18 protein-coding genes and 1 tRNA gene are annotated in these 21,983 nt (G+C 64.1%); 8 read left to right on the top strand and 11 right to left on the bottom strand.

The window, feature by feature from the left end; all coding sequences use genetic code 11:
* Nucleotides 1-35: 35 nt before the first annotated feature.
* Nucleotides 36-1,412, top strand: a complete 1,377-nt coding sequence (locus FJ974_RS23825; protein WP_140532643.1) for a TIGR03808 family TAT-translocated repetitive protein — start codon at nt 36-38, stop codon at nt 1,410-1,412.
* A gap of 25 nt (nt 1,413-1,437) precedes the next feature.
* Here FJ974_RS23825 and FJ974_RS23830 read toward each other — a convergent pair whose 3' ends face one another.
* From FJ974_RS23830 to FJ974_RS23840, 3 genes are all read right to left on the bottom strand, one after another.
* A complete protein-coding gene (locus FJ974_RS23830; protein WP_140532641.1) occupies nt 1,438-2,250 on the bottom strand; it encodes a class I SAM-dependent methyltransferase in 813 nt (270 codons plus the stop codon).
* 113 nt (nt 2,251-2,363) lie between these two features.
* A complete protein-coding gene (locus FJ974_RS23835; protein WP_140532639.1) occupies nt 2,364-3,368 on the bottom strand; it encodes an asparaginase in 1,005 nt (334 codons plus the stop codon).
* A 52-nt stretch (nt 3,369-3,420) separates the two neighbouring features.
* Nucleotides 3,421-4,587 carry an acetyl-CoA acetyltransferase gene (locus FJ974_RS23840; RefSeq protein WP_140532637.1) on the bottom strand — a complete coding sequence of 389 codons (1,167 nt, stop codon included), beginning with the start codon at nt 4,585-4,587 and terminating at the stop codon, nt 3,421-3,423.
* Between the two features lie 186 nt (nt 4,588-4,773).
* Between FJ974_RS23840 and betI the strand changes: the two genes are divergently transcribed.
* From betI to betB, 5 genes are read left to right on the top strand one after another with little or no spacing between them, the layout of a single operon-like run.
* Entirely contained in the window at nt 4,774-5,364 is a 591-nt protein-coding gene (betI, locus tag FJ974_RS23845; protein ID WP_140532635.1) for a choline-responsive transcriptional repressor BetI, read from the top strand.
* Nucleotides 5,361-6,890 (top strand): choline-sulfatase, encoded by a 1,530-nt coding sequence (betC, locus tag FJ974_RS23850; RefSeq protein WP_140532633.1) that lies wholly within the window; start codon nt 5,361-5,363, stop codon nt 6,888-6,890. Before betI ends, betC begins: the two co-directional genes overlap by 4 nt.
* Nucleotides 6,890-7,897 (top strand): threonine/serine dehydratase, encoded by a 1,008-nt coding sequence (locus FJ974_RS23855; RefSeq protein ID WP_140532631.1) that lies wholly within the window; start codon nt 6,890-6,892, stop codon nt 7,895-7,897. The genes betC and FJ974_RS23855 overlap by 1 nt, the downstream gene beginning before the upstream one ends.
* A gap of 3 nt (nt 7,898-7,900) precedes the next feature.
* A complete protein-coding gene (gene betA, locus FJ974_RS23860) occupies nt 7,901-9,553 on the top strand; it encodes a choline dehydrogenase (protein WP_140532629.1) in 1,653 nt (550 codons plus the stop codon).
* Nucleotides 9,554-9,598: 45 nt separating this feature from the next.
* Nucleotides 9,599-11,062 (top strand): betaine-aldehyde dehydrogenase, encoded by a 1,464-nt coding sequence (betB, locus tag FJ974_RS23865; RefSeq protein ID WP_140532627.1) that lies wholly within the window; start codon nt 9,599-9,601, stop codon nt 11,060-11,062.
* A 192-nt stretch (nt 11,063-11,254) separates the two neighbouring features.
* On the opposite strand, the gene FJ974_RS23870 is transcribed toward betB, so the two are convergent.
* Together FJ974_RS23870 and FJ974_RS23875 are read right to left on the bottom strand one after the other, a co-directional pair.
* Nucleotides 11,255-13,492 (bottom strand): AGE family epimerase/isomerase, encoded by a 2,238-nt coding sequence (locus tag FJ974_RS23870; protein ID WP_140532625.1) that lies wholly within the window; start codon nt 13,490-13,492, stop codon nt 11,255-11,257.
* A gap of 9 nt (nt 13,493-13,501) precedes the next feature.
* Nucleotides 13,502-15,022 carry a phosphomannomutase/phosphoglucomutase gene (locus FJ974_RS23875; RefSeq protein WP_140532623.1) on the bottom strand — a complete coding sequence of 507 codons (1,521 nt, stop codon included), beginning with the start codon at nt 15,020-15,022 and terminating at the stop codon, nt 13,502-13,504.
* A gap of 201 nt (nt 15,023-15,223) precedes the next feature.
* Between FJ974_RS23875 and FJ974_RS23880 the strand changes: the two genes are divergently transcribed.
* Together FJ974_RS23880 and FJ974_RS23885 are read left to right on the top strand one after the other, a co-directional pair.
* Nucleotides 15,224-15,300: transfer RNA gene (locus FJ974_RS23880), tRNA-Pro, on the top strand.
* A 177-nt stretch (nt 15,301-15,477) separates the two neighbouring features.
* On the top strand, nt 15,478-15,819 hold the full coding sequence (locus tag FJ974_RS23885; RefSeq protein WP_140532621.1) for a hypothetical protein: 342 nt from the start codon (nt 15,478-15,480) through the stop codon (nt 15,817-15,819).
* A gap of 31 nt (nt 15,820-15,850) precedes the next feature.
* Here the strand turns inward: FJ974_RS23885 and FJ974_RS23890 are convergent, their stop codons facing one another.
* From FJ974_RS23890 to FJ974_RS23915, 6 genes are all read right to left on the bottom strand, one after another.
* Nucleotides 15,851-16,210 carry a helix-turn-helix transcriptional regulator gene (locus FJ974_RS23890; RefSeq protein WP_140532619.1) on the bottom strand — a complete coding sequence of 120 codons (360 nt, stop codon included), beginning with the start codon at nt 16,208-16,210 and terminating at the stop codon, nt 15,851-15,853.
* 9 nt (nt 16,211-16,219) lie between these two features.
* Nucleotides 16,220-16,468, bottom strand: a complete 249-nt coding sequence (locus FJ974_RS23895; RefSeq protein ID WP_140532617.1) for a type II toxin-antitoxin system RelE family toxin — start codon at nt 16,466-16,468, stop codon at nt 16,220-16,222.
* A gap of 66 nt (nt 16,469-16,534) precedes the next feature.
* Nucleotides 16,535-18,151, bottom strand: a complete 1,617-nt coding sequence (locus FJ974_RS23900) for an ABC transporter ATP-binding protein (protein WP_140532615.1) — start codon at nt 18,149-18,151, stop codon at nt 16,535-16,537.
* 17 nt (nt 18,152-18,168) lie between these two features.
* Complete coding sequence (locus tag FJ974_RS23905; RefSeq protein WP_140532613.1) at nt 18,169-19,293, bottom strand: ABC transporter permease; 1,125 nt, start codon at nt 19,291-19,293, stop codon at nt 18,169-18,171.
* Nucleotides 19,286-20,209, bottom strand: a complete 924-nt coding sequence (locus FJ974_RS23910) for an ABC transporter permease subunit (protein WP_140532611.1) — start codon at nt 20,207-20,209, stop codon at nt 19,286-19,288. Before FJ974_RS23910 ends, FJ974_RS23905 begins: the two co-directional genes overlap by 8 nt.
* Nucleotides 20,210-20,383: 174 nt before the next feature.
* The gene (locus tag FJ974_RS23915) at nt 20,384-21,976 is read right to left on the bottom strand and encodes a peptide ABC transporter substrate-binding protein (RefSeq protein ID WP_140532609.1); all 1,593 of its coding nucleotides are present in this window, start codon (nt 21,974-21,976) and stop codon (nt 20,384-20,386) included.
* Between the last annotated feature and the right edge of the window lie 7 nt (nt 21,977-21,983).

The following is a 21,983-nucleotide window of genomic DNA, read 5'->3' on the forward strand; positions in this document are numbered from 1 at the left end:
GCGAGAGGTCAGGCGAACGCCGAGACCCTGTGCCGATGTTGAACAGACGAACCCTGCTTGCCCGGACTGCCGGCCTCGCTGTTGCCGGGCTCTTTGCCGGCAAGGCATCGGCAAAGGTGCTGCCCGGCATCGAGAAGGCCGCCATGCGCGGTTCGATCAATGCCACCGAGATCGGCGTGCAGCCGGGCGCGCTGGACGACCAGAGCAAGGCTTTCGCCAGGATGCTTGCCGAGGCCAGCGACCGCGATGCGCCGGTGTTTTTGCCGCCCGGCACCTATTTCGTCTCCAATTTGAAGCTGCCTGCGCGCCTGCGCCTGTCCGGCGTGCCGGGCGCAACGCGCATCGTCTATGGCGGTAACGGCCATCTGATGATGGCCGAACAGGCCGAGCATATCGAGCTCAGCGGGCTGGTGCTCGATGGCAGCAATCGCTGGCTGGCCGACTACACGCAAGGGCTGCTCGATCTGCGCCGCGTCGCTCATCTCACCATCGACAATTGCCAGGTCACCGGCAGCCGCAAGAATGGGCTGGCGCTCGAGCATGTGACCGGCCGTGTCGGGCGCTCCGACATTTCCGGCGCAGCGGACGCCGGCATCTATTCGGTCGAGGCCGGCGGGCTGGAGATTTCCGGCAACACGGTGTCCGACTGCGCCAATGGCGGCATCCTCGTGCATCGCTGGCAACATGCCGAGGACGGCACCATCGTCACCGGCAACCGCGTGCAGCGGATCGGCGCGCGCAGCGGCGGCACCGGCCAGAACGGCAACGGCATCAATGCCTTCCGCGCCGGCAATGCCGTCATTTCCGGCAATATCGTCTCCGATTGCGCCTTCACGGCGATCCGCGCCAACAGCGCCAGCAATCTGCAGATCACCGGCAACACCTGCTCGCGTTCGGGCGAAACGGGCATCTATTCGGAATTCTCCTTCGAAGGCGCGATCCTCAGCAACAACCTGGTCGACGGCGCCGCCAACGGTATCTCGATCGTCAATTTCAACGAGGGCGGCCGCATGGCCGTCTGCTCGAACAACATCGTGCGCAACCTGACGACGGTCGGCCCCTACACTGCCGATCCGCCCGGCTTCGGCGTCGGAATCAGCGCCGAGGCCGATACCACGGTCTCCGGCAATGTGATCGAGAACGCGCCGCTCTACGGCATGCAGATCGGCTGGGGACCCTATCTGCGCAATGTGATTGCGACCGGAAACATCATCCGCAAGGCGGGCACAGGTATTGTGGTCTCCGTGGTCGAAGGCTCCGGCACCGCCGTCATCTCGGACAATGTCATCGACGGCGCGCAGAACGGCGCCATCATCGGCCAGCGCTGGGCCGACCCGGTGACCGGCGACCTCGCCCGTTCAACCGACACCGGCTACGCTCATCTCACCGTCGAGCGCAACAAGGTGAGCTAGGTGTGAGCCTTCAGGAGGTTGTCCATCAGGCCACGGCCACGATAATGTGCGCCTGGATTTTTGCGGCAATTTCGCCGCGGCCATGTCTGTCAGCGATGACCGATTCGGCATAGTCGGTCGCAGATGCCAATCGTCCTGCCTCCCTGGCTTCGATCTCGTTGCGAAGAAGGGTTCCCTGGCAATAAGCAACGGCCGGAACGCGCGGCGAGGATGCCCGGCTCTGCTCGACTCGGGTATCGATTGTCACATCGGAAAACCCTGCGGCCTCGAGATCGCTGCGGATCAGTGCCTTGTCGTGGTAGCCATGCGGCGTGCGCGCCAGGAAGCGCGGCGGATCGTGCGGAAAAATCCTCGCCAGAGCATTCGTCACGTCATCCGCGAATATATTCTCCTCGATGCGATCCCATACGCTAAGCAGGAAATGCCCGCCGGGCTTCAGGACCCGCTTTGCCTCGCGATAGGCGGCGGGACGGTCGGGAAAGAACATTGCGCCAAACTGGCAGCAGACGAGATCGAAGGCCGCATCTTCGAATGGCAACTTCAGGGCATCAGCCTGACGCCATGCGATGCGGCTATCTGAGCCCTGGCGCGAAGCCGCATAGTCGAGCATCGGCTGGTTGAGGTCGGTCACGGTGTAGCTGGCGCCGGGGGCGAGCTTTGGCGCCAGCGCTCGGGTGACGACCCCCGTGCCCGCGGCGGTTTCCAAAATGGCGCCGGGCGAGAAGGACGCTGCCCGCGATGCGAGATCCGCGGCATATGGCTCGAAAATCAACGGCACCATATGGCGATCGTAATTTTCCGGGATCGACCCGGCAAACACCTTGTCCGCTTCCAGCATGGCTAGCACCCGCCGTCCGTTTGATGGGAAAGGAGACTAGCACACACTTGTATGTCCTGGCTGGTTTTCGCAGGAGAGGCGGTCAACGGCACAGGCGCGTCAGTGGGTCAACGCTAGTTCAGCGCCGCCGTCGGTCGCAGAAAGCCGACCTTGGCGCCGATCCGGCTTTCGACCGGCGGATGTGCAAGTTCGATTAGCTTTGCAGCCAAGGCTTCATCCGCTGCCAACAGCTTGGCCAGCACCGCGGCGATCATCACCTCGGCGGCGCGGCCGGCGCCGTCGTCACATTTCAGCGCGATGCCGAATCCAAGTTCAGGAACAGCGGCGCAATAGACCCCTTCGGCGCCGGTCTTGACGAAGATGCGGCCGGGGCCGGCCTTCGTCAGCGCGACGTCCGCCTTGCCGGTGCCGGCGACCAGGAAGGGCTCGGCCATACAGGCCGAAAGCAGCCGTTTCGCCGCCTTGGCTCGCTCCGGCGCGAAGCCACGGCCCGTCGCCATGCGGGCAAAGCCCAGCGCAAAGCTTTTCAGCGGAACAGCATAGGTCGGGATCGAGCAGCCATCGGTGCCGCAATGGTCGACATTATGGGCCGCACCGGTCACGGACTGCATGGCGTCGCGCACCATCTCCTGCAAGGCATGCCCTGCCCTAACGTAACCCCGATGCGCGATGCCGGCGTGCACGCAGGTGCAGAGGAAACCCGAATGCTTGCCTGAGCAGTTGTTGTGCAACGCATTCGGTGTGCCGCCGGCGCGGGCGAGCGCGATGGTGGCGCCATGGCTCGACGGCCAATGCGCGCCGCATTCGAGCGCGGTCTTGTCAAGGCCGGCCTTTGCCAGCATCGCCTGTGCCAGTTCGACATGCGCGGGTTCGCCCGAATGCGAAGCGCAGGCCAGCGCCAGCTCGCGATTGCCGAAGCCATAGGCATCGGCAGCACCCGATTCGACCAGCGGCAGCGCCTGGATCGCCTTCACCGCCGAGCGCGGGAAGACCGGACGGGCCGTGTCGCCGATCTCCCAGACCGGTCTGCCGTCGGCATCGAAGACGGAAACCGCGCCGCGATGGGCGCTCTCGACCACTGCGCCACGCAGAACCTCGACCAGGACCGGATTCGTCATGCTGTCTCCCGCACGCGCCGCCCAAGGGGGCGCGCTTTAATGCGAGGTGCTTCTATCTGATCCGATCGAGGATGGAAACGTAGTTGGCGACGGCGGCGCCGCCCATGTTGAAGATGCCGCCGAGCTTGGCGCCCGGCACCTGGATGCCGCCGGCCTCGCCGGTGAGCTGCATTGCGGTCAGCACATGCATCGACACGCCGGTGGCGCCAATCGGATGGCCCTTTGCCTTCAGCCCGCCGGAAGGATTGACCGGCAGCCGCCCGTCCTTGGCGGTCGTGCCGTCCAGCGCCAGCCTGGCGCCCTCGCCTGGCTTGGCCATGCCCATCGCCTCATATTCGATCAGCTCGGCGATGGTGAAGCAGTCATGCGTCTCGACGAAGGAGAGGTCGTCCAGCGTCACGCCGGCCTTCTTCAGCGCCTGGTTCCAGGCCTGCTCGCAGCCTTCGAAGGCAAGGATGTCGCGCTTCGACATCGGCAGGAAATCCTGGACATGCTCGTTGGCGCGGAAGGTGACGGCGCGGCGCATCCTCAATGCGGTCGCGGTATCGGTCAGCACAAGAGCGGCGGCACCGTCGGAGACCAGCGAACAGTCGGTGCGCTTCAGCGGACCGGCGACGAACGGGTTCTTGTCGCTTTCCTGGCGGCAGAACTCATAGCCGAAATCCTTGCGCATCTGCGCATAGGGATTGTCGACACCGTTCTTGTGGTTCTTGGCGGCAATCGTGGCCAGCGCATCCGACTGGTCGCCATAGCGCTGGAAATAGGCTTGCGCGATCTTGCCGAAGACGCCGGCGAAACCGGCCGGCGTCTCGCCATCCTCGGGCAGATAGGAGGCCTTGAGCAGGTTCTTGCCGATCTCGGGACCGGGCGTGGTCGTCATCTGCTCGGCGCCGACCACCAGCACGATGCGGGCGGCATGGGCGTCGATGGCGCGGATGCCTTGCCTCACCGCGGCCGAGCCGGTGGCGCAGGCATTCTCGACGCGGGTCGCCGGCTTGAAGCGCAGCCGGTCGTCGGCCTGCAGCACCAGGCTGGCGGTGAAATCCTGCGGAGAAAAGCCGGCGTTGAAATGGCCGAGCACGATCTCGTCGACATCGTCCGGGCCGATGCCGGCATGGTCGAGCGCCTCGACGGCGACCTTGGTGATCAGGCCCTCCAGCGTCTCGCCCTCGAGCTTGCCGAAGCGTGAATGCGCCCAGCCGACGATGCATGCGGTCATGACAACCTCCGTTTGCCGCAAGCCTAGCATAGGCGGGCACGGCATCAGTCTTTAATATTGTTCAATGGTGAACCGCTTTCCAGTCCAGGAGATGGGCCAGAGCGACACGATCAGTTGATCTCCGGTCGGATTTTTATTGATTGATCCGTCAATAAAAAATAATCTCACCACAATCGGACCCGCAAAATGCCGAAAATCGGAATGGAACCACTGCGCCGCAGGGCGCTCATCGACGCGACGATCTCAGCGATCGGCGAGCGCGGCTCGCTGGACGTGACCATGTCGGAGATCGCCGGCCGTGCCGGCGTATCGTCGGCGCTGGCGCATCATTATTTCGGCGCCAAGGACGAGTTGCTGTTCGCCACGATGCGGCACATCCTTTCCGAGCTCAACACCGACACGCGGCGTGTGCTCAGCGTAGCGATGTCGCCGCGCCAGCGCGTCTCGGCCGTCGTCGCGGTGAATTTCTCCGACGCCCAGTTCCAGCCCGAGATCATCGCCGCCTGGCTCGCCTTCTATGTCGAGGCTCAGAAGTCCCCGGCCTTGCGGCGGCTGCTCAAGGTCTATGCGCGGCGGCTGCACTCCAATCTGATGAGCGGGCTGACCGCCATCCTGCCGCGCAGCGAAGCCGACCGCGTGGCGGAAGCAACCGCAGCGCTGATCGACGGGCTCTACATCCGGCGCGCGCTGAAGGACGGCGTGCCCGACGCCCAGACCGCGATCGCGCTGATCGAAGATTATCTCGAAACCAAGCTTACAAGACGGAGCATGCCTTGACGGCCAGACGACCCAATTTCCTGATCCTCATGGTCGATCAGCTCAACGGTACGCTGTTCCCGGACGGGCCAGCCGAGTTCCTGCATGCGCCGCACCTCAGGGCGCTGGCCGCCCGCTCTGCGCGCTTTGCCAATACCTATACCGCCTCACCGCTCTGCGCTCCCGGTCGCGCCTCGTTCATGAGCGGTCAGCTACCGTCGCGCACCGGCGTCTACGACAACGCGGCCGAATTCGCCTCCTCCATCCCGACCTTTGCCCATCATCTGCGCGCCGATGGCTACTACACCTGCCTGTCGGGCAAGATGCATTTCGTCGGGCCGGACCAGTTGCACGGTTTCGAGGAGCGGCTGACCACCGACATCTACCCGGCCGATTTCGGCTGGACGCCGGACTACCGCAAGCCCGGCGAGCGCATCGAGTGGTGGTACCACAATCTGGGTTCAGTGACCGGCGCGGGTGTGGCCGAGACGACCAACCAGATGGAATATGATGACGAGGTCGTCTTCATGGCGACGCAAAAACTCTATCAGCTGTCGCGGGAACAGGACGACGCGCACCATCGGCCTTGGTGTCTCACGGTTTCGCTGTCGCACCCCCACGATCCCTACGTGGCGCGCAAGCAGTATTGGGATCTTTACGAGCATTGCCAGGCGCTCGACCCGGAAACGGGGTTCATCGCGCATGACGAGCAGGATCAGCATTCACAGCGGCTTTACCACGCCAGCGACTATCCTTCGTTCGAGATCACACCCGAACAGGTGCGCTGCTCGCGGCGCGGCTATTTCGCCAACATCTCCTATGTCGACGACAAGCTCGGCGAGGTCCTGGACGTGCTCGAACGAACGCGCATGGCCGACGACACGATCATCCTGTTCTGCTCCGACCATGGCGACATGCTCGGCGAACGCGGCCTGTGGTTCAAGATGAGCTTCTTCGAAGGCTCGGTGCGGGTACCGCTGATGATCGCCGGCAAGGGCGTGCAGGTCGGGCTGATCGAAGCGCCGATCTCCAATCTAGACGTGACGCCGACGCTTTGCGACCTCGCCGGCATCGACATCGGTGCAATTGCGGCCTGGACCGACGGACAGTCGCTGCTGCCGCTGCTCGACGGCAAACAACGCACGGCACCGGTGCTGATCGAATATGCCGCCGAGGGCTCCTACGCGCCGCTGGTGGCGATCCGCGAGGGCCGCTACAAATTTGTCCATTGCGAACTCGACCCGCCGCAGCTGTTCGATCTCGAAACCGACCCGCTCGAGCGGAACAATCTTGCAGCCGATCCGGCCAATGCGGCGCTGGTCGCCGCCTTCACGGACAAGGTCAAAGCGCGCTGGGACATGGCCGGTTTCGATGCCGCCGTGCGCGAGAGCCAGGCGCGCCGCTGGGTCGTCTATCCGGCGCTGCGCAACGGCGCCTACTACCCGTGGGACTTCCAGCCGCTGCAGAAGGCCTCGGAACGCTACATGCGCAACCACATGAATCTCGATAATCTCGAAGAAAGCAAACGCTATCCACGAGGCGAATGATGACTGATGTTCTTGTCCCCTCCCTCGATCATCTCCGGCAGGCCTATGCCGCAACCTCGGCCGCCACGCAGGTGACGCCGCTGCTGGAATCGACAGCACTGGCAAAAGAAACGGGTGCCGCGCGGGTCTTCGTCAAGCCGGAGTCGCTGCAATGGGCCGGCTCCTTCAAGGTGCGCGGCGCCTATTGGCGGCTGAAGCGGCTGTCGCCGGCTGAGGCGAAGAAGGGGGTCGTCGCCTATTCTTCCGGCAACTTCGCGCAAGGGCTGGCTGCCGCCGGCCAGTCGCTCGGAATTCCTGTCACCATCGTCATGCCGATCGACGCGCCCGCCGCCAAGCGCGACGCCACGGCGGGCTACGGCGCGCGCGTCGTGCTGACCGACCATGGCGAGCGCGCGCGTGAGGAAGTCGCGGCCGAAAAGGCCAGGGACATCGCCGCGACCGAAGGGCTCACCCTGCTGCACCCCTTCGACGACCCGGAAATCGTCGCCGGCCAGGCGGGCGCCGGTCTGGAGGCGCTCGACCAGCTGGCGGCCAAGGATGCGCATGCCGACCTGCTGTTCTGCGCGGTCGGCGGAGGCGGTCTGATTGGCGGCGTGTCGCTCGCCTTCCATTATCTGTCGCCGTCGACCGAGATCATCGGCGTCGAGCCGGAAGGCTTCGACGGCATGGGCTCTTCGCTCCGGCATGGCAGCATCGAGACGATGCCGATCGGGCCGAAATCGATCTGCGACGGGTTGATGGCGCGCAAACCCGGCGAGGCGCCCTTCGCGGCCGTGAGCACGGCCGGCGTGCGCGGCGCCACCGTCGACGATGCTTCGGTGCGCCGCGCCATGAAGATCGCCTTCGAGCGGATGAAGCTGGTGCTTGAGCCTTCCGGCGCGGCGTCGCTTGCCGCGCTCCTCGGCGGCAAGGTGGATGTGGCGGGCAAAACCGTCCTCGTGGTGGCAACCGGCGGCAATGTCTCGCTCGCCGATTTCATCTCGCATATGAACGATGGGCGCATGTGAACAATGCTTGAAGCGGATTTCGTCATCATCGGTTCCGGCTCCGCCGGCTCGGCCATGGCCTACAGGCTGTCGGAAGACGGCAAGCATTCGGTGATCGTCATCGAGTTCGGCGGCACCGATCTCGGGCCGCTGATCCAGATGCCGTCGGCACTGTCGATCCCGCTCAACATGAGCCTCTACGACTGGGGCTTTGCCAGCGAGCCGGAGCCGCATCTCGGAGGCCGCGTGCTGGCGACGCCGCGCGGCAAGGTGATCGGCGGCTCGTCGTCGATCAACGGCATGGTCTATGTGCGCGGCCATGCGCGCGACTTCGACCATTGGGCCGAACAAGGCGCTGCCGGCTGGGGTTTTGCCGACGTGCTTCCCTATTTCAAGCGCATGGAGGATTCCAATGGCGGCGAAGATGGCTGGCGGGGCCACGGCGGTCCGCTGCATGTGCAGCGCGGCTCGCGCCGGAACCCGCTCTACGGCGCTTTCGTCGAGGCCGGACGCCAGGCCGGCTTCGAGCTGACCGACGACTACAACGGCGCCAAGCAGGAAGGCTTTGGGCCGATGGAGCAGACCATCCGCGGCGGCCGCCGCTGGTCGGCGGCGAGCGCCTATCTGAAGCCGGCTCTCAAACGCAAGAATGTTATCCTGCTCAAGGGTTTCGCGCGCCGGGTAATCATCGAGAATCAACGCGCCACTGGCGTTGAAATCGAAGCTCACAAACAGATTCAAGTGGTTAAGGCGCGACGTGAGGTGATCGTCGCGGCGTCCTCGATCAACTCGCCCAAAATCCTGATGCTGTCTGGCATCGGCCCGGCTGAGCATCTCAAGGAAAACGGCATCCAGGTGGTCGCCGACCGGCCCGGCGTCGGCCGCAACCTGCAGGATCACATGGAACTCTACATCCAGCAGGAATCGACCAGGCCGATCACGCTGAACTCGGTGCTCAACCCCTTCTCCAAGGCAATGATCGGAGCGCAGTGGCTGTTTTTCAAGACCGGCCTCGGCGCGACCAACCATTTCGAGGCGGCCGCCTTCGTGCGCTCGCAGGCCGGCGTCGACTATCCCGACATTCAGTACCACTTCATCCCGGCGGCGGTGCGTTATGACGGCAAAGCGGCGGCGAAAGCGCATGGCTTCCAGGCGCATGTCGGGCCGATGCGCTCGAAGTCGCGCGGCTCGGTGACATTGCGCTCGCCCGATCCGAAGGCCAAGCCGGTGATCCGCTTCAACTATATGTCGCATCCCGACGACTGGAGCGAGTTCCGCCACTGCATCAGGCTGACGCGCGAGATTTTCGGCCAACAGGCCTTCGACGGTTTCCGTGGCAAGGAGATTTCGCCCGGCAGCCATGTGCAGTCCGACGACGAGCTCGACGCCTTCATCCGCGACCACGCCGAAAGCGCCTACCATCCGTGCGGCACCTGCAAGATGGGCCGAGCCGATGACGCCATGAGCGTCGTCGATCCGGAATGCCGGGTCATCGGCATCGATGGCTTGCGCGTCGCCGATTCCTCGATCTTCCCGCGGGTGACCAACGGCAATCTCAACGCGCCCTCGATCATGACCGGCGAGAAGGCCTCCGACCACATTCTCGGCCGGACGCCGCTGGCGCCGTCCAACCAGGAACCGTGGATCAATCCGCGCTGGCAGGTGGCGGACCGATAGAGCATTGTCGGGCGAAGTGCTCTGCACCAGACATTGGAGAAAGCCATGCGCGCCCAGCCGACGGCATCGCACTATGTCAACGGCCGCTACATCGAGGATGAAGGTGGCGCGCCACTGCCGGTGATCTATCCGGCGACGGGCGAAACGATCGCCACGCTGCATTCGGCGACGCCTAACGTGCTGGAAATCGCCATCGAGGCGGCGCGCGCCGCGCAGCCGGCCTGGGCGCGGCTGAAGCCGGTGGAGCGCGGCCGCATCCTGCGCCGCGCCGCCGACATTTTGCGCGCCCGCAACGCCGACCTTGCGCGCATCGAGACGCTTGATACCGGCAAGGCGATCCAGGAAACGCTGGTGGCGGACGCGCCCTCGGCGGCGGATTGCCTCGAATATTTCGGCGGCGCGGTCGCCGCCTTCAACGGCGAGGCCGTCGATCTCGGCGGGCCTTTCGCCTACACGCGGCGCGAAGCGCTCGGTGTCTGCGTCGGCATCGGCGCCTGGAACTATCCGATCCAGATCGCCGGCTGGAAGTCGGCGCCGGCGCTCGCCATGGGCAACGCCATGGTGTTCAAACCGTCGGAGAACACGCCGCTTTCGGCGCTGGCGCTGGCAGAGATCTACTCGGAGGCAGGCCTGCCCGACGGGCTGTTCAACGTCGTCCAGGGCTATGGCGATGTCGGCGCCAGCCTTGTCGACCACGATGTCGTGGCAAAAGTTTCGGTGACCGGCTCGGTGCCGACCGGCCGCAAGGTGCTGTCATTAGCCGGCTCGAAGATGAAGCACGCCACCATGGAGTTGGGCGGCAAGTCGCCGCTGATCGTCTTCGACGACGCCGATCTCGAAAACGCCATCGGCGGCGCCATGCTCGGCAATTTCTACTCCACCGGCCAGATCTGCTCCAACGGCACCCGCGTCTTCGTGCAGAGCGGCGTTCACGACCGTTTCGTCGAACGGCTGGTCGAGCGGACGAAGAAGATCCGCATCGGCGACCCGCTCGATCCGGACACGCAGATGGGGCCGCTGGTCAACAAGGCGCAGCAGGTGAAGGTGATCGGCTATATCGAGGCAGGCAGGCAGGAAGGGGCGACGCTCGCCTGCGGCGGCAACGTGCCCTCCTTGCAAGGTTTCGACGGCGGTTTCTTCGTCGAGCCGACGGTGTTCACCGGCGTGACCGATGGGATGCGCATTGCCCGCGAGGAGATTTTCGGGCCGGTGATGAGCGTGCTCAAATTCGATGGCGAGGACGAGGTGATCGACCGCGCCAACGACACCGAATTCGGCCTGGCGGCGGGCGTATTCACGCGCGACCTGCCGCGCGCCCACCGCGTCATCGCCGAGTTGCAGGCCGGCACCTGCTGGATCAATGCCTACAATCTGACGCCGGTGGAAATCCCCTTCGGCGGCGTCAAGCAATCGGGCATCGGCCGCGAGAATTCGCTTGCGGCGCTGGCGCTCTACTCGCAGCTGAAATCGGTCTATGTCGAGACGGGGGACGTGGCGAGCCCGTACTGATTGGCGAAATCGGGCGAGCTGGTAATCTCCCCCCTTGAGGGGGAGATGTCGCCGAAGGCGACAGAGGGGGTCGTTGCGCGTGGAGCGCCAGCCTTCATTCGTCGCCAGGGGAAGGTCGCATCCAGTCGAACCGACCCCTCTGCCCTGCCGGGCATCTCCCCCGCAAGGGAGGAGATTGGCAGCTTCAGCGCCTCACCCCCTCTCGGCCGTCCCATCCAGATACTGCGTCAGCGCATAGACCAGGTGGTAGAAGATACTGGCCGGCACGTCGGTCGCCAGTGAGCGGCCGCGTTCGTCGATGCGGTCGATCCAGAGGCCCAGCGGCGCCGGGTCGATATGCCAGCGGAACAGCCGGCCGACGCGCGCCTCGATCTCCGGCTTGAGATCAGGTCCGCCCGAGCCGTCGAGCGCGATCGCCGCCTTCACCGCTTCGGCCTGCGGCCAGGTGCGCGAGACACGGTCGAGCGGCAGGCCTTGGCGCGAGACGGCGCCATAGGCGAGACCGGTGGCGCGGTTGAGGCCGTTGGCGATCGCCGAGGCGTAGAGTTTCCTGGCAAAGCCGCTGAGCTCCGTCTGGCCGCTGCGGGCGGCGAAATCGACGAGCAGCGAAGCCCATTCGAAATGATGGCCGGGCTCGGTCCAGGTGGCCTTCTCGCCGGCGACTGGCTTCCAGCCGGCGTCGAAATGTTCGCCCAGCGTCCAGCTTTCCGGATCGAAGAAATAGCTGCGGAAGAGGTCGATGATGCGCGCGGCGCGGCGCAGATAGGCGCGATCGCCGGTCGCCCGGTGCCAGGCAAGGAAGGCTTCGAGCAGATGCATATGCGGGTTGGAGCGCCGCTCACCCTCGCCGTCGGAGGTTTCGAGGAAGCCGGTCATGCGGCTGTCCTCGAGATGCGCGTCGAGAAAGGAAAAAGTCTCTTCGCCGAGCCGCAAGGCGTCGGAATGGCCCGACATATGGGCGTGCGCCAGCGCCAGAAGCACGCAGGAATGATCGTAAGCATCCTCGACAGGGTCGGCCACCGAGCCGTCGACATTGAGCGTGCGCACCCAGCCGCCTCTGGCGGTGCGGCCCCTGCCGGCGATGAAATCGATGCCATGGGCGATCAGCCGGTCGGCCGGGCCGTCCCAGCCGCGCTCCTTGGCGACCGCGAAGGCATAGATCTGGCGCGCCTGCGTGCGCATGCGCTTGGGCTTCATCAGCGGCGCTGCGTCGAAGCCAAGCGCCTCGTGGAAGCCGCCATGGCGCTCGTCGACGCCCGATGTCGACCACAGCGGCAGCGTCTCCTCAAACAGCCAGTGACGCACGCGCCGCCGCCAGGCGCCGCTTTCAATGACGCGGTCATGCGCGGGGGTGAATCTCGTTTCCAGGCGGCCGGATTTTTCCAGCTGCTCGACGATCTTCTTGACATGCTGGCTGTGGCTGACCGGGGCGACAAAGGTGGCGTCGGCGGTAGAGACGATGGCGACGTCCTTCATGCCGATAGCCGACAGCAGGCGGCCGTCGCTACGGATGTAGGAGTTCTCGCAATCGATGGCGACGACGTCGCCGACAATGACGTTGCCGTCCTTGTCCGACGGGCCGACATCTAGCAGCGACTGCCAGGAACCGAGATCGTTCCAGCGGAAGCCGGCCGGCACCATGGCGATGCCGCTCGCCCGCTCCATGACGGCGTAGTCGATCGAGGTCGAGGGAATGGCTGAATAGAGTTCCAGCGGCATATAGAGGCCGGAAAGGTCGCTGATGGCGGCGTTGTAGGCGGCTTCCGTCGCCTGCCAGATCGCCGGCTCGAACGCCGCGAAGGCATCGCGCATGGCGCCGGCCCGAAACAGGAAGATGCCGGTATTCCAGTAGAAGGTACCGGCTTCGAGATAGCTCCGCGCGGTGGCAAGGCTGGGCTTCTCGACGAAGCGCGAGACGTCGAAGACGCCGTCCCTGTCGGCGGCGACCTCGATATAGCCGTAGCCGGTCTCGGGGTGTGTCGGCTTGATGCCGAACACCACCAGCCGGCCCGCGCTGGCTGCGGCAACACCCGCCTCGATGCTCTGCCAGAACTGGCCGGGCGTCGAAATCTCGTGGTCGGACGGCACCACCAGCACAAGCTCGTCGCCGAATTCGGAGAGCGTGCGCAGACTGGCGAGCGCAACTGCGGCCGCGGTGTTGCGACCTGTCGGCTCGAACAGCGGGCCGCCACCAGCGAGATCAAGACCGGCGAGGTCGGCATGGACGCGCTCGGCATGGCGTTCCGAAGCAATCAGGAAGATCGGCGTGGCGCCTTCCGGCCGCGCCGCCAGCCGGCGCAAGGTCTTGGCCAGCATCGAGCCGTCGCCGGAAAAGTCATGGAATTGCTTGGGGTTGTCCTCGCGCGACAACGGCCAGAGCCGCGAGCCGACGCCGCCGCTCATGACGAAACTGACGATGCGCTGGCTCATGGACGCCTGTCAAAAAGTCTGATTGTACGCGCCGACTTCCGGACTGCGGCGCAGCACGGCATCAACGGCTTCGAACATCTGGCGGCGCCGCTCGGACGATACCGGGCTTTCCACCACCACGACAAGCTCCGGCTTGTTGGAGGAGGCGCGCACCAAACCCCAGGTGCCGTCCTCGGCGACGACGCGCACGCCATTGACGGTGATCAGCGCCGATATCTTCTGGCCGGCGAAGGTCGCACCTTCGTGATGCATGGCCTGGAAATCGCCGACCACGCGCTCGACCACGCCGTACTTCACCTCGTCCGCGCAGTGCGGCGACATGGTCGGCGTGCCGTAGGTCAGCGGCAAGGCGCGATAGAGATCGGCCATCGAACTCTCCGGGTTGCGGTCGAGCATCTGGCATACGGCGATGGCGGTGACCAGCCCGTCGTCATAGCCGCGACCGATCGGCGGGTTAAAGAAGAAATGGCCGGATTTCTCGAAGCCGGCGACGGCGCCAAGTTCGGCGACGCGGCGCTTGATGTAGGAGTGGCCGGTCTTCCAATAATCGGTGCGGGCGCCGTTCGTCTTGAGCACATGATCGGTAACGAACAGCCCGGTCGATTTCACATCGACAACGAAGGTCGAGCCCTGATGCAGGCTGGAAATATCCCGCGCCAGCATGACCCCGACCTTGTCCGCGAAGATCTCGTTGCCTTCATTGTCGACGACGCCGCAGCGGTCGCCATCCCCGTCGAAACCCAGCCCGACATCGGCGCCCGTCTCCAGCACCTTTTCGCTGATGGCATGCAGCATCTGCATGTCCTCGGGGTTCGGATTGTAGCGCGGGAACGTATGGTCGAGCTCGACATCGAGCCGGATCACCTCGCAGCCGATGCGCTCGAGCGCCTGCGGCGCGAAGGCGCCGGCGGTGCCGTTGCCGCAAGCGCAGACCACCTTGAGTTTGCGGGCAATATGTTTTGCGCTGGTCAGGTCGTCGAGATAGGTCTCGCGAAAGCCGGAGACGAATTCATAAGCGCCGCCGCCGGCAAGGTCGAAATCGCCGGCGAGCACGATCTTCTTCAGCTCGCTCATCTCCTCAGGGCCGAAGGTCAGCGGCCGCGCCGCACCCATCTTGACGCCGGTCCAGCCATTCTCGTTGTGCGAGGCGGTGACCATGGCGACCGACGGCGTGTCGAGCGCGAACTGGGCGAAATAGGCCATCGGCGACAAGGCGAGCCCGATATCCTTGACCCGCGCGCCGGCGGCCATCAGACCGCAGACCAGCGCCAGCTTGATCGACAGCGAATAGGAGCGGAAATCGTGGCCGGTGACGATGTCGGGCCCGACTCCAAGCCGGCGGATCAGCGTGCCCAGCCCCATGCCAAGCGCCTGGACGCCGATCAGATTGAGCTCCGGCGCCTGCGCCGAGCCCGAATGGCCGAACCACCAACGCGCGTCATATTCGCGAAAGCCCGACGCCTTGATCAGCGCCGAGGTCTCGAATTCGAAGCTGTTGGGCTGGGCTTCGCCAACGATGCGCAAGGGCAATGGTTGAAACTCCAGAAGGCAGGAATGACGGTTTACCGGGGCGATGGCTTATCACACAAGCCTTTAAGCCGCTCTTTATCGGATGGCTAAATCCGAAGCCTTTCCTGCACTTGCGGCGAAAGCCGACCAAATGCGACAGAAGCGCTGCCATTGGCGCTTGCAGGAACGAAAGGCGGCGGCTATAAGCCCGCGGTCTGGTCACGGAGTGTAGCGCAGTCTGGTAGCGCACCTCGTTCGGGACGAGGGGGTCGCAGGTTCAAATCCTGCCACTCCGACCAGAAAAAACAAGCGCTTGGCTGCTTGTTCTCCCGCTCCAGATTAACCAGCAGCGCCGCAAAGCGAGCCGGATCAGTCATGACCGCTCGACAGGAGACCTGCACTTTGACCTAATGGCACCCAAACCCCTAGTTCGAGCGGGTGCCTAGAACATTGGAACGGCAAGACCAGGTAGGGATATGAAGTTGACGCCGACGGCCGCTTTGCCGTTTGTCCTGACCGCCGTGCTGCTTGTCGCAGCCGGCTGCTCGTCGACGGTCGCATCGATCAATCCCGCACAATACGACAAGATGAGTTGCACCGAGCTCAATGTTGCGCTCGGCGACACCGCCACCGACATCTCGCGAACCGCCATCGCGCGCGGCAAGGTCGCCAACACCAGCGTGCCGAGCTGGCTGCTGGGCGGCTCGACGGTTAAGACAGGCATCGCCAATCGCGAGACGGCCAGGATCGAGAGGCTGCAGCAGCAGCAACAGGCGATTGTTGCGGCAAGAGCGCGCAGGTGCACATCGGCGAACTAAGCCGCAGGCGATCGATTTGGTCTCGTCTGCCTCAGTCTTCGTCGACCAGTTGATCGACCGGCACCTCAAGCGCTCGTGACAACCGCAGCCAAAGACTGACGTCCCCGCCCCGCTTGCCGTTCTCAACTGCCGAAAGCATATTCTGTGAGATGCCGACTTCCGCTGCCAGAGCGGCTTGCGTCTTGCCTTTCCTTCCTCGCCAGAAAGCGAGCGGCGATACCGCATTGGCGAAGGCCAGCGCTTCCTCGGCAGTAAATCCTGGGGCCTCGCCGGCACGATAGTTCGCCACCTCCCGGGCACGCACGGCGCGGTCCTGCAGCGCGTCAAGCTCGGCGCGCGGCAAGACGGCCATTTCGTCGCCCTTGGGGGTGGTAAAATAGTGAACGCTCACTACCGTCTCCTATTCGTAAATGGAGCCACGCGGCCCGATCCTGCTTACGATGATCTCGTTTTCCGTTTCGGTGAAGAGGATGCGGTAGTCGCCGACACGCAGTCGTATTTCGTCCGAACCGACCAGCTTCTTGACGTTGTTGGCCATGGCTTCCGGAGTCTCGGAGTAGACCGCAATCTTGGCGACGATGCGAGGCGCGTCAGCCTTGTGTTTGCGGAGCGATTTGAGTGCGGCTGCCAGGTAAACAACCTGCTTCACAGCTTATATCTCATTTTGGGATAAAAAGATCAATCTAGAATCGCATTTAGGGATATTTCGCATACCTCATGCACTCATCCTGAATCGCGTCACATCGATCGCCGCGTTCATCAGCGTCTGCGTATAGGCAGCCTGCGGATTGCCGAAGATCTCCTCGGTGGGGCCTTCCTCGACGATCTTGCCCTGCTTCATGACGATGATGTAGTCGGCCATGGCGCGCACCACGGCGAGGTCGTGGCTGATGAAGAGATAGGATAGCTCGTGGTCGGCCTGCAGCTTGCGCAGCAGCTCGACGATCTGCTTCTGCACCGAGCGGTCGAGCGCCGAGGTCGGCTCGTCCAGCACCACCACCTTCGGCTTCAGGATCATGGCGCGGGCAATGGCGATGCGCTGGCGCTGGCCGCCGGAGAATTCGTGCGGGTAGCGGTTGCGGGCGTTGGGGTCGAGCCCGACCTCGCGCAGCGCCTCGACGGCGCGATGGTCGCGCTGCTTGCCGGTCAGTGAAGGCTCATGCACCAATAGCCCCTCGGTGATGACCTGGCCGACCGTCATGCGCGGCGACAGCGAACCGAACGGATCCTGGAAAACGAGCTGCAATTCGCGCCGCAGCGGCCGCATCTGCTGGCGGTCGGCTTGGGAGATGTCGCGGTCGCCGAAGCGGATCACGCCGTCGCTGGGGAGCAGCCTCAGCAGCGCGCGGCCGAGCGTCGATTTGCCGGACCCCGATTCGCCGACGATGCCGATCGTCTGGTTGCGTTTCAGCCGGATCGAGATCTTGTCGACGGCGCGCAGCATCAGCGGCTCGCCGCCGAGAAAACCGCCGCCGATCTTGAACACCACCTCGACATTCCTGCCTTCGAGCAGCACCGGCGCGTTGGCCGGCGGCGGCGCCTTGGTGCCGGTCGGTTCGGCCGCGAGCAGCATCCTGGTGTAGGCATGCTGCGGGTTGGCGAAGATCGCCTCGGCCGCGCCCTCCTCCACCACCTCACCCTGGCGCATGACATAGACGCGGTCGGCGAAGCGCCGGACGATGCCGAGATCGTGGGTGATGAAGACGATGGCCATGCCGAGCTTGCGCTGCAGCTCGGCAAGCAGCATCAGAATCTGCGCCTGGATGGTGACGTCGAGCGCCGTCGTCGGCTCGTCGGCGATCAGTATGTCGGGGTCGTTGGCCAGCGCCATGGCGATCATGACGCGCTGGCGCTGGCCGCCCGACATTTCGTGTGGATAGGATTTCATGCGCCGCTCGGGATCGGGAATATGCACCAGCCTGAGCAATTTAAGCGCCTCTTCGCGCGCCGCGGCCGCATTCAGCCCGCGGTGCCGGCGGATCGGCTCGATCAGCTGGTTGCCGATGGTATAAAGCGGATCGAGCGAGGTCATCGGCTCCTGGAAGATCATGCTGATCTTGCGGCCGCGCACCTGGTTGAGCTCGCTCTTCGACATCGTCAGAAGATTGCGGCCGCGATAGTCGACCTGGCCGGTCGCCTCACCATTGGAAGAGAGCAGGCTCATCGCCGCCATCATCGTCTGGCTCTTGCCGGAGCCGGACTCGCCGACCACGGCGACCGTTTCGCCGGCATTGACCTTGATGTTGATGCCCTTCACCGCCTCGACAGTGCCGTCGAGCGTCTGGAAGCGGACGCGCAGGTCGTTGACGCTGAGGATTGTTTCGGAGGCCATGTCGGCGATCCCCATCTTTATCGATCTTTCGGGTCGAGCGCGTCGCGCAGGCCGTCGCCGACGAAGTTCAGCGCGAAGAGCGTCGAGACGAGGAAAAAGGCGGGGTACAGCAGCAGCCAGTTGGCGGTGCCGATATTCTTGGCGCCGACCGAGATCAGCACGCCCCAGCTGGTCATCGGCTCCTGCACGCCGAGGCCGAGGAAGGACAGGAAGCTTTCCAGGATGATCACCTGCGGCACCAGCAGCGTCATATAGATCACCACCGGGCCGAGCAGGTTGGGGATGACGTGGCGCAGCAGGATGCCGCGCTGGCCGACGCCCATGGCTTCGGCCGCCTGGACATATTCCTGGCGGCGGATCGACAATGCCTGGCCGCGCACGATGCGGGCCATGTCGAGCCACAGCACCGCGCCCACCGCCAAAAACATCAGCACGAAGTTGCGGCCGAAGAACACCACCAGCATGATGACGAAGAAAATGAAGGGCAGCGAATAAAGCACGTCGACAATGCGCATCATCACTTCGTCGATCCTGCCGCCGGAAAAACCGGCGGTGGCGCCGTAGATGACGCCGATGACGCCGGCGACGACACCCGCGAGCAGGCCGATGGCGAGCGAGATGCGGCCGGCCATCAGCGTGCGCGAGAGCAGGTCGCGGCCGGTGTTGTCGGTACCGAAGAAGAAATATTGCTGCTTGACGGCCGAGCTCATCGTCATTTCGAGCCCGTCGGGCGACTTGTTCTCGATCCTGGTGTCGTCGAAGGCATCGGAACGATCGAGATAGCGGATGTTGCGGTCGTCGACCGGCTTGGTCGAGGTGACGGTGACGATAACGCGGCTACCGTCCTGGTGCCATTCCTTGATGTCGACGCGCATGCGCTTGATGGCGTCGGTCAACGCGCCCTGGATCATGTCGGGCTTTGGATAGGCGGAGAAGCTCGGCGGCGTGCGCACATAGTCGCCGTAGATGGTCGTGTATTCATGCGGCACGACCCAGGGGCCGAAGATGCTGATGACGGCGATCAGCGCCAGGTAATAGAGGCTGAACATGGCGGCGCGGTTGCGTTTCAACCGCGCCCAAGCATTACCCCAGAGCGAACGGCCGACGATGGGCTCTGGAACGGCGACGGCGAGTTCAGTCATAGCGCACCCTCGGATCAACGACCGCGTAAAGAAGATCGACGATCAGGTTGAAGACGATGGTGAAGAGCGCGATCACCACCACGGTGCCCATGACCAGCGTGTAGTCGCGGTTGAGCGCGGCATCGACGAAATAGCGGCCGACGCCGGGGATGGAGAAGATCGTCTCGACGATGATCGAGCCGGTGAGCAGCGCCGCCGCCGCCGGCCCGGTGAAGGAGACGATCGGCAGGACGGCGCCACGCAAAGCATGCTTGACCACCACCGACCAGTCGGACAGGCCGAGCGCGCGGGCGGTGCGGATATGGTGCGAGCGCAGGCTCTCGATCATCGAGCCGCGCATCAGGCGGGCGACAATGGCGATCTGCGGCAAGGCAAGCGTCAGCACCGGGCCGACCTTGTTGATTAAGGCGCCGTCGCCCCAGCCGCCGATCGGCAGCAGCTTCCAGGCCAGCCCGAAGACCAGCTGGATTATCGGCGCGGTGACGAAGGTCGGGATGGTGCTGCCGGCGGTGGCCAGTGCAATCACCGAATAATCGCCGAGCTTGTTCTGGTTGAGTGCCGCGATGGTGCCGAGGATCGAGCCGAGCAGCAGCGCCAGGACAAGTGCCGAGCTGCCGATCTGGATCGAGATCGGCAGGCCCTTGGCGAACAGCTCGGTCACGGTGAAATCCGGCAGATTGTAGCTCGGGCCGAAATTGCCGCGCAAAAGATTGCCAAGATAGTGGACATATTGCAGCCAGAGCGGATCGTTGAGGCCGAACTGGGCTTCGAGATTGGCCTTGATCTCGGGGCTCAAGCCACGCTCCTGGTTGAACGGGCCACCCGGCGCGACACGGATCAGGAAGAACGCCACCGTCACGATGACGAATAGCGTCGGGATGGCGGTCAACAGCCGCCGGAAGACATAACGCAGCATCGGCGCCCCGCTTCAGCCAGGGCGACAGCTCTCCAAACGAAGACCGTGGCGCGCTGGCATCTTTGATCTTCGCACCGCGTCCGCCGGAAATCCAACCCGACTTTCGACCCGGTACGACGTCAAACCGCAGCCGCCGCACCCAGAAGGGCGCGGCGGCACGGCCAAGGTTGCTTGTCAGTCCTTGGAGATGAAGCGGGACGGATGGATGTCCATCACATTGTCGTCGAAGCCATGCAGCTTCGAGGAAACGATGTCGTGGAAGCTGTAGTAGAGAAGCGGGATCTCGCCGACGTCGTCGACGAGGATGCGCTCGGCCTCGGCGAGGTCCTTCATGCGCTCCTCGGGCTTGCCGCCGGCGGCGGCGGCCTTGTCCATGGCCGCCTCGTATGCCGGGCTGTTGTAGTTCGAGTAGTTGTTGCCGCTTGCCTTGCGCGAGATGCCGAGGAAGGTTTCCGGATCCTTGTAGTCGGCGATCCAGGCGGCGCGGGCAACGTCGTAATTGCCCTTCTGCTCGAGGAAGGAGTAGTGGGTCTTGGTGTCGGTGTTGAGCAGCGTCACCTCGACGCCGAGCGGCTTCAGCTGTTCCTGGATGGCGACCGCCGTGTTCTTATGGTTCTCCGAGGTGTTGTAGCGGATCTCCATCTTCAACGGATGCTCGGGTGTATAGCCGAGTTTCTCGAGGACCTTCTTGGCCGCGTCCTCGCGGTCGATCTGCGGCATGTCGGCATATTTGGCCATTGCAGGCGTATAGCCCTCGATGCCCGGAGGCACCATCGAATAGCCGGGTAGCATCGAGTTCTGCCAGACCTTCTCGGCGAGGAAGTCGCGATCGATCGCCATCGAGATGGCGTTGCGCAACTCGACATTGTCCCATGGCGCCTTGTCGGTCTTGATCGCAAAATAATAGGTGCCGAGATATGGCCCGACACGGACCTGGTCACCGAATTTGGTTTTGAGATCGGCGAGCTGTTCGGTCGGCAGGTCACCATAACTGTCGAGCTCGCCGGCCTCGAAGCGCTTCATCGCCGACGAGCGATCCTCGGTCGGGATGTAGTTGACCACGTCGAGCTTGACGCTCGCGGCGTCCCAGAACTTCGGGTTCTTGATCAATTTCATATGGTCGTTGGGAACCCACTCCGCCAGCGTATAGGCGCCGTTGGAGACCAGCTTGCCGGGCTTGATCCAGTCGGCGCCGAGCTTGTCCATGGAGGCCTTATTAACCGGATAGGTCGCCTGATGGGTCAGCATCTCCAGGAAGTAAGGCGTTGGCGCCTTCAGCGTCACTTGCAGCGTGTTGGCGTCGATCGCCTTCACGCCCATGTCCTCGGCCTTGCCTTTCTTGGTGTTGAAGTCCTCGGCGCCCTTCACCGGATAGAGCATCGAGGCGTATTCGGCAGCGGTGGCCGGATCTTCCAGCCGATGGAACGAATAGACGAAGTCATCCGCCGTTACCGGGCTGCCATCCGACCAGAGGCCGTCCTTGCGCAGCTTGAATGTGTAGACAGTGCCGTCGTCGGACACCGTCCAGCTTTCGGCGGCGCCCGGAATGAGGTTCGTCTTCTGGTCATGCATGACGAGGCCCTGGAACAGGTCGCGTATAATATCAGCTTCGTAGGTCGTCGACGTCTTGTGCGGATCAACCGTCTCCGCCTCGGCAGCGGACCCGCGGTTGTAGACGGTCTCGGCATAGGCGTGCGTGTAGAAGGCGCCGGTCGCCAAGACCATGGTGGTGGCGAACACCGTCGCCTTCAGCAGATTTTTCAGCATGAAGTCT

Source organism: Mesorhizobium sp. B1-1-8 (assembly GCF_006442795.2).
Lineage (GTDB): Bacteria > Pseudomonadota > Alphaproteobacteria > Rhizobiales > Rhizobiaceae > Mesorhizobium.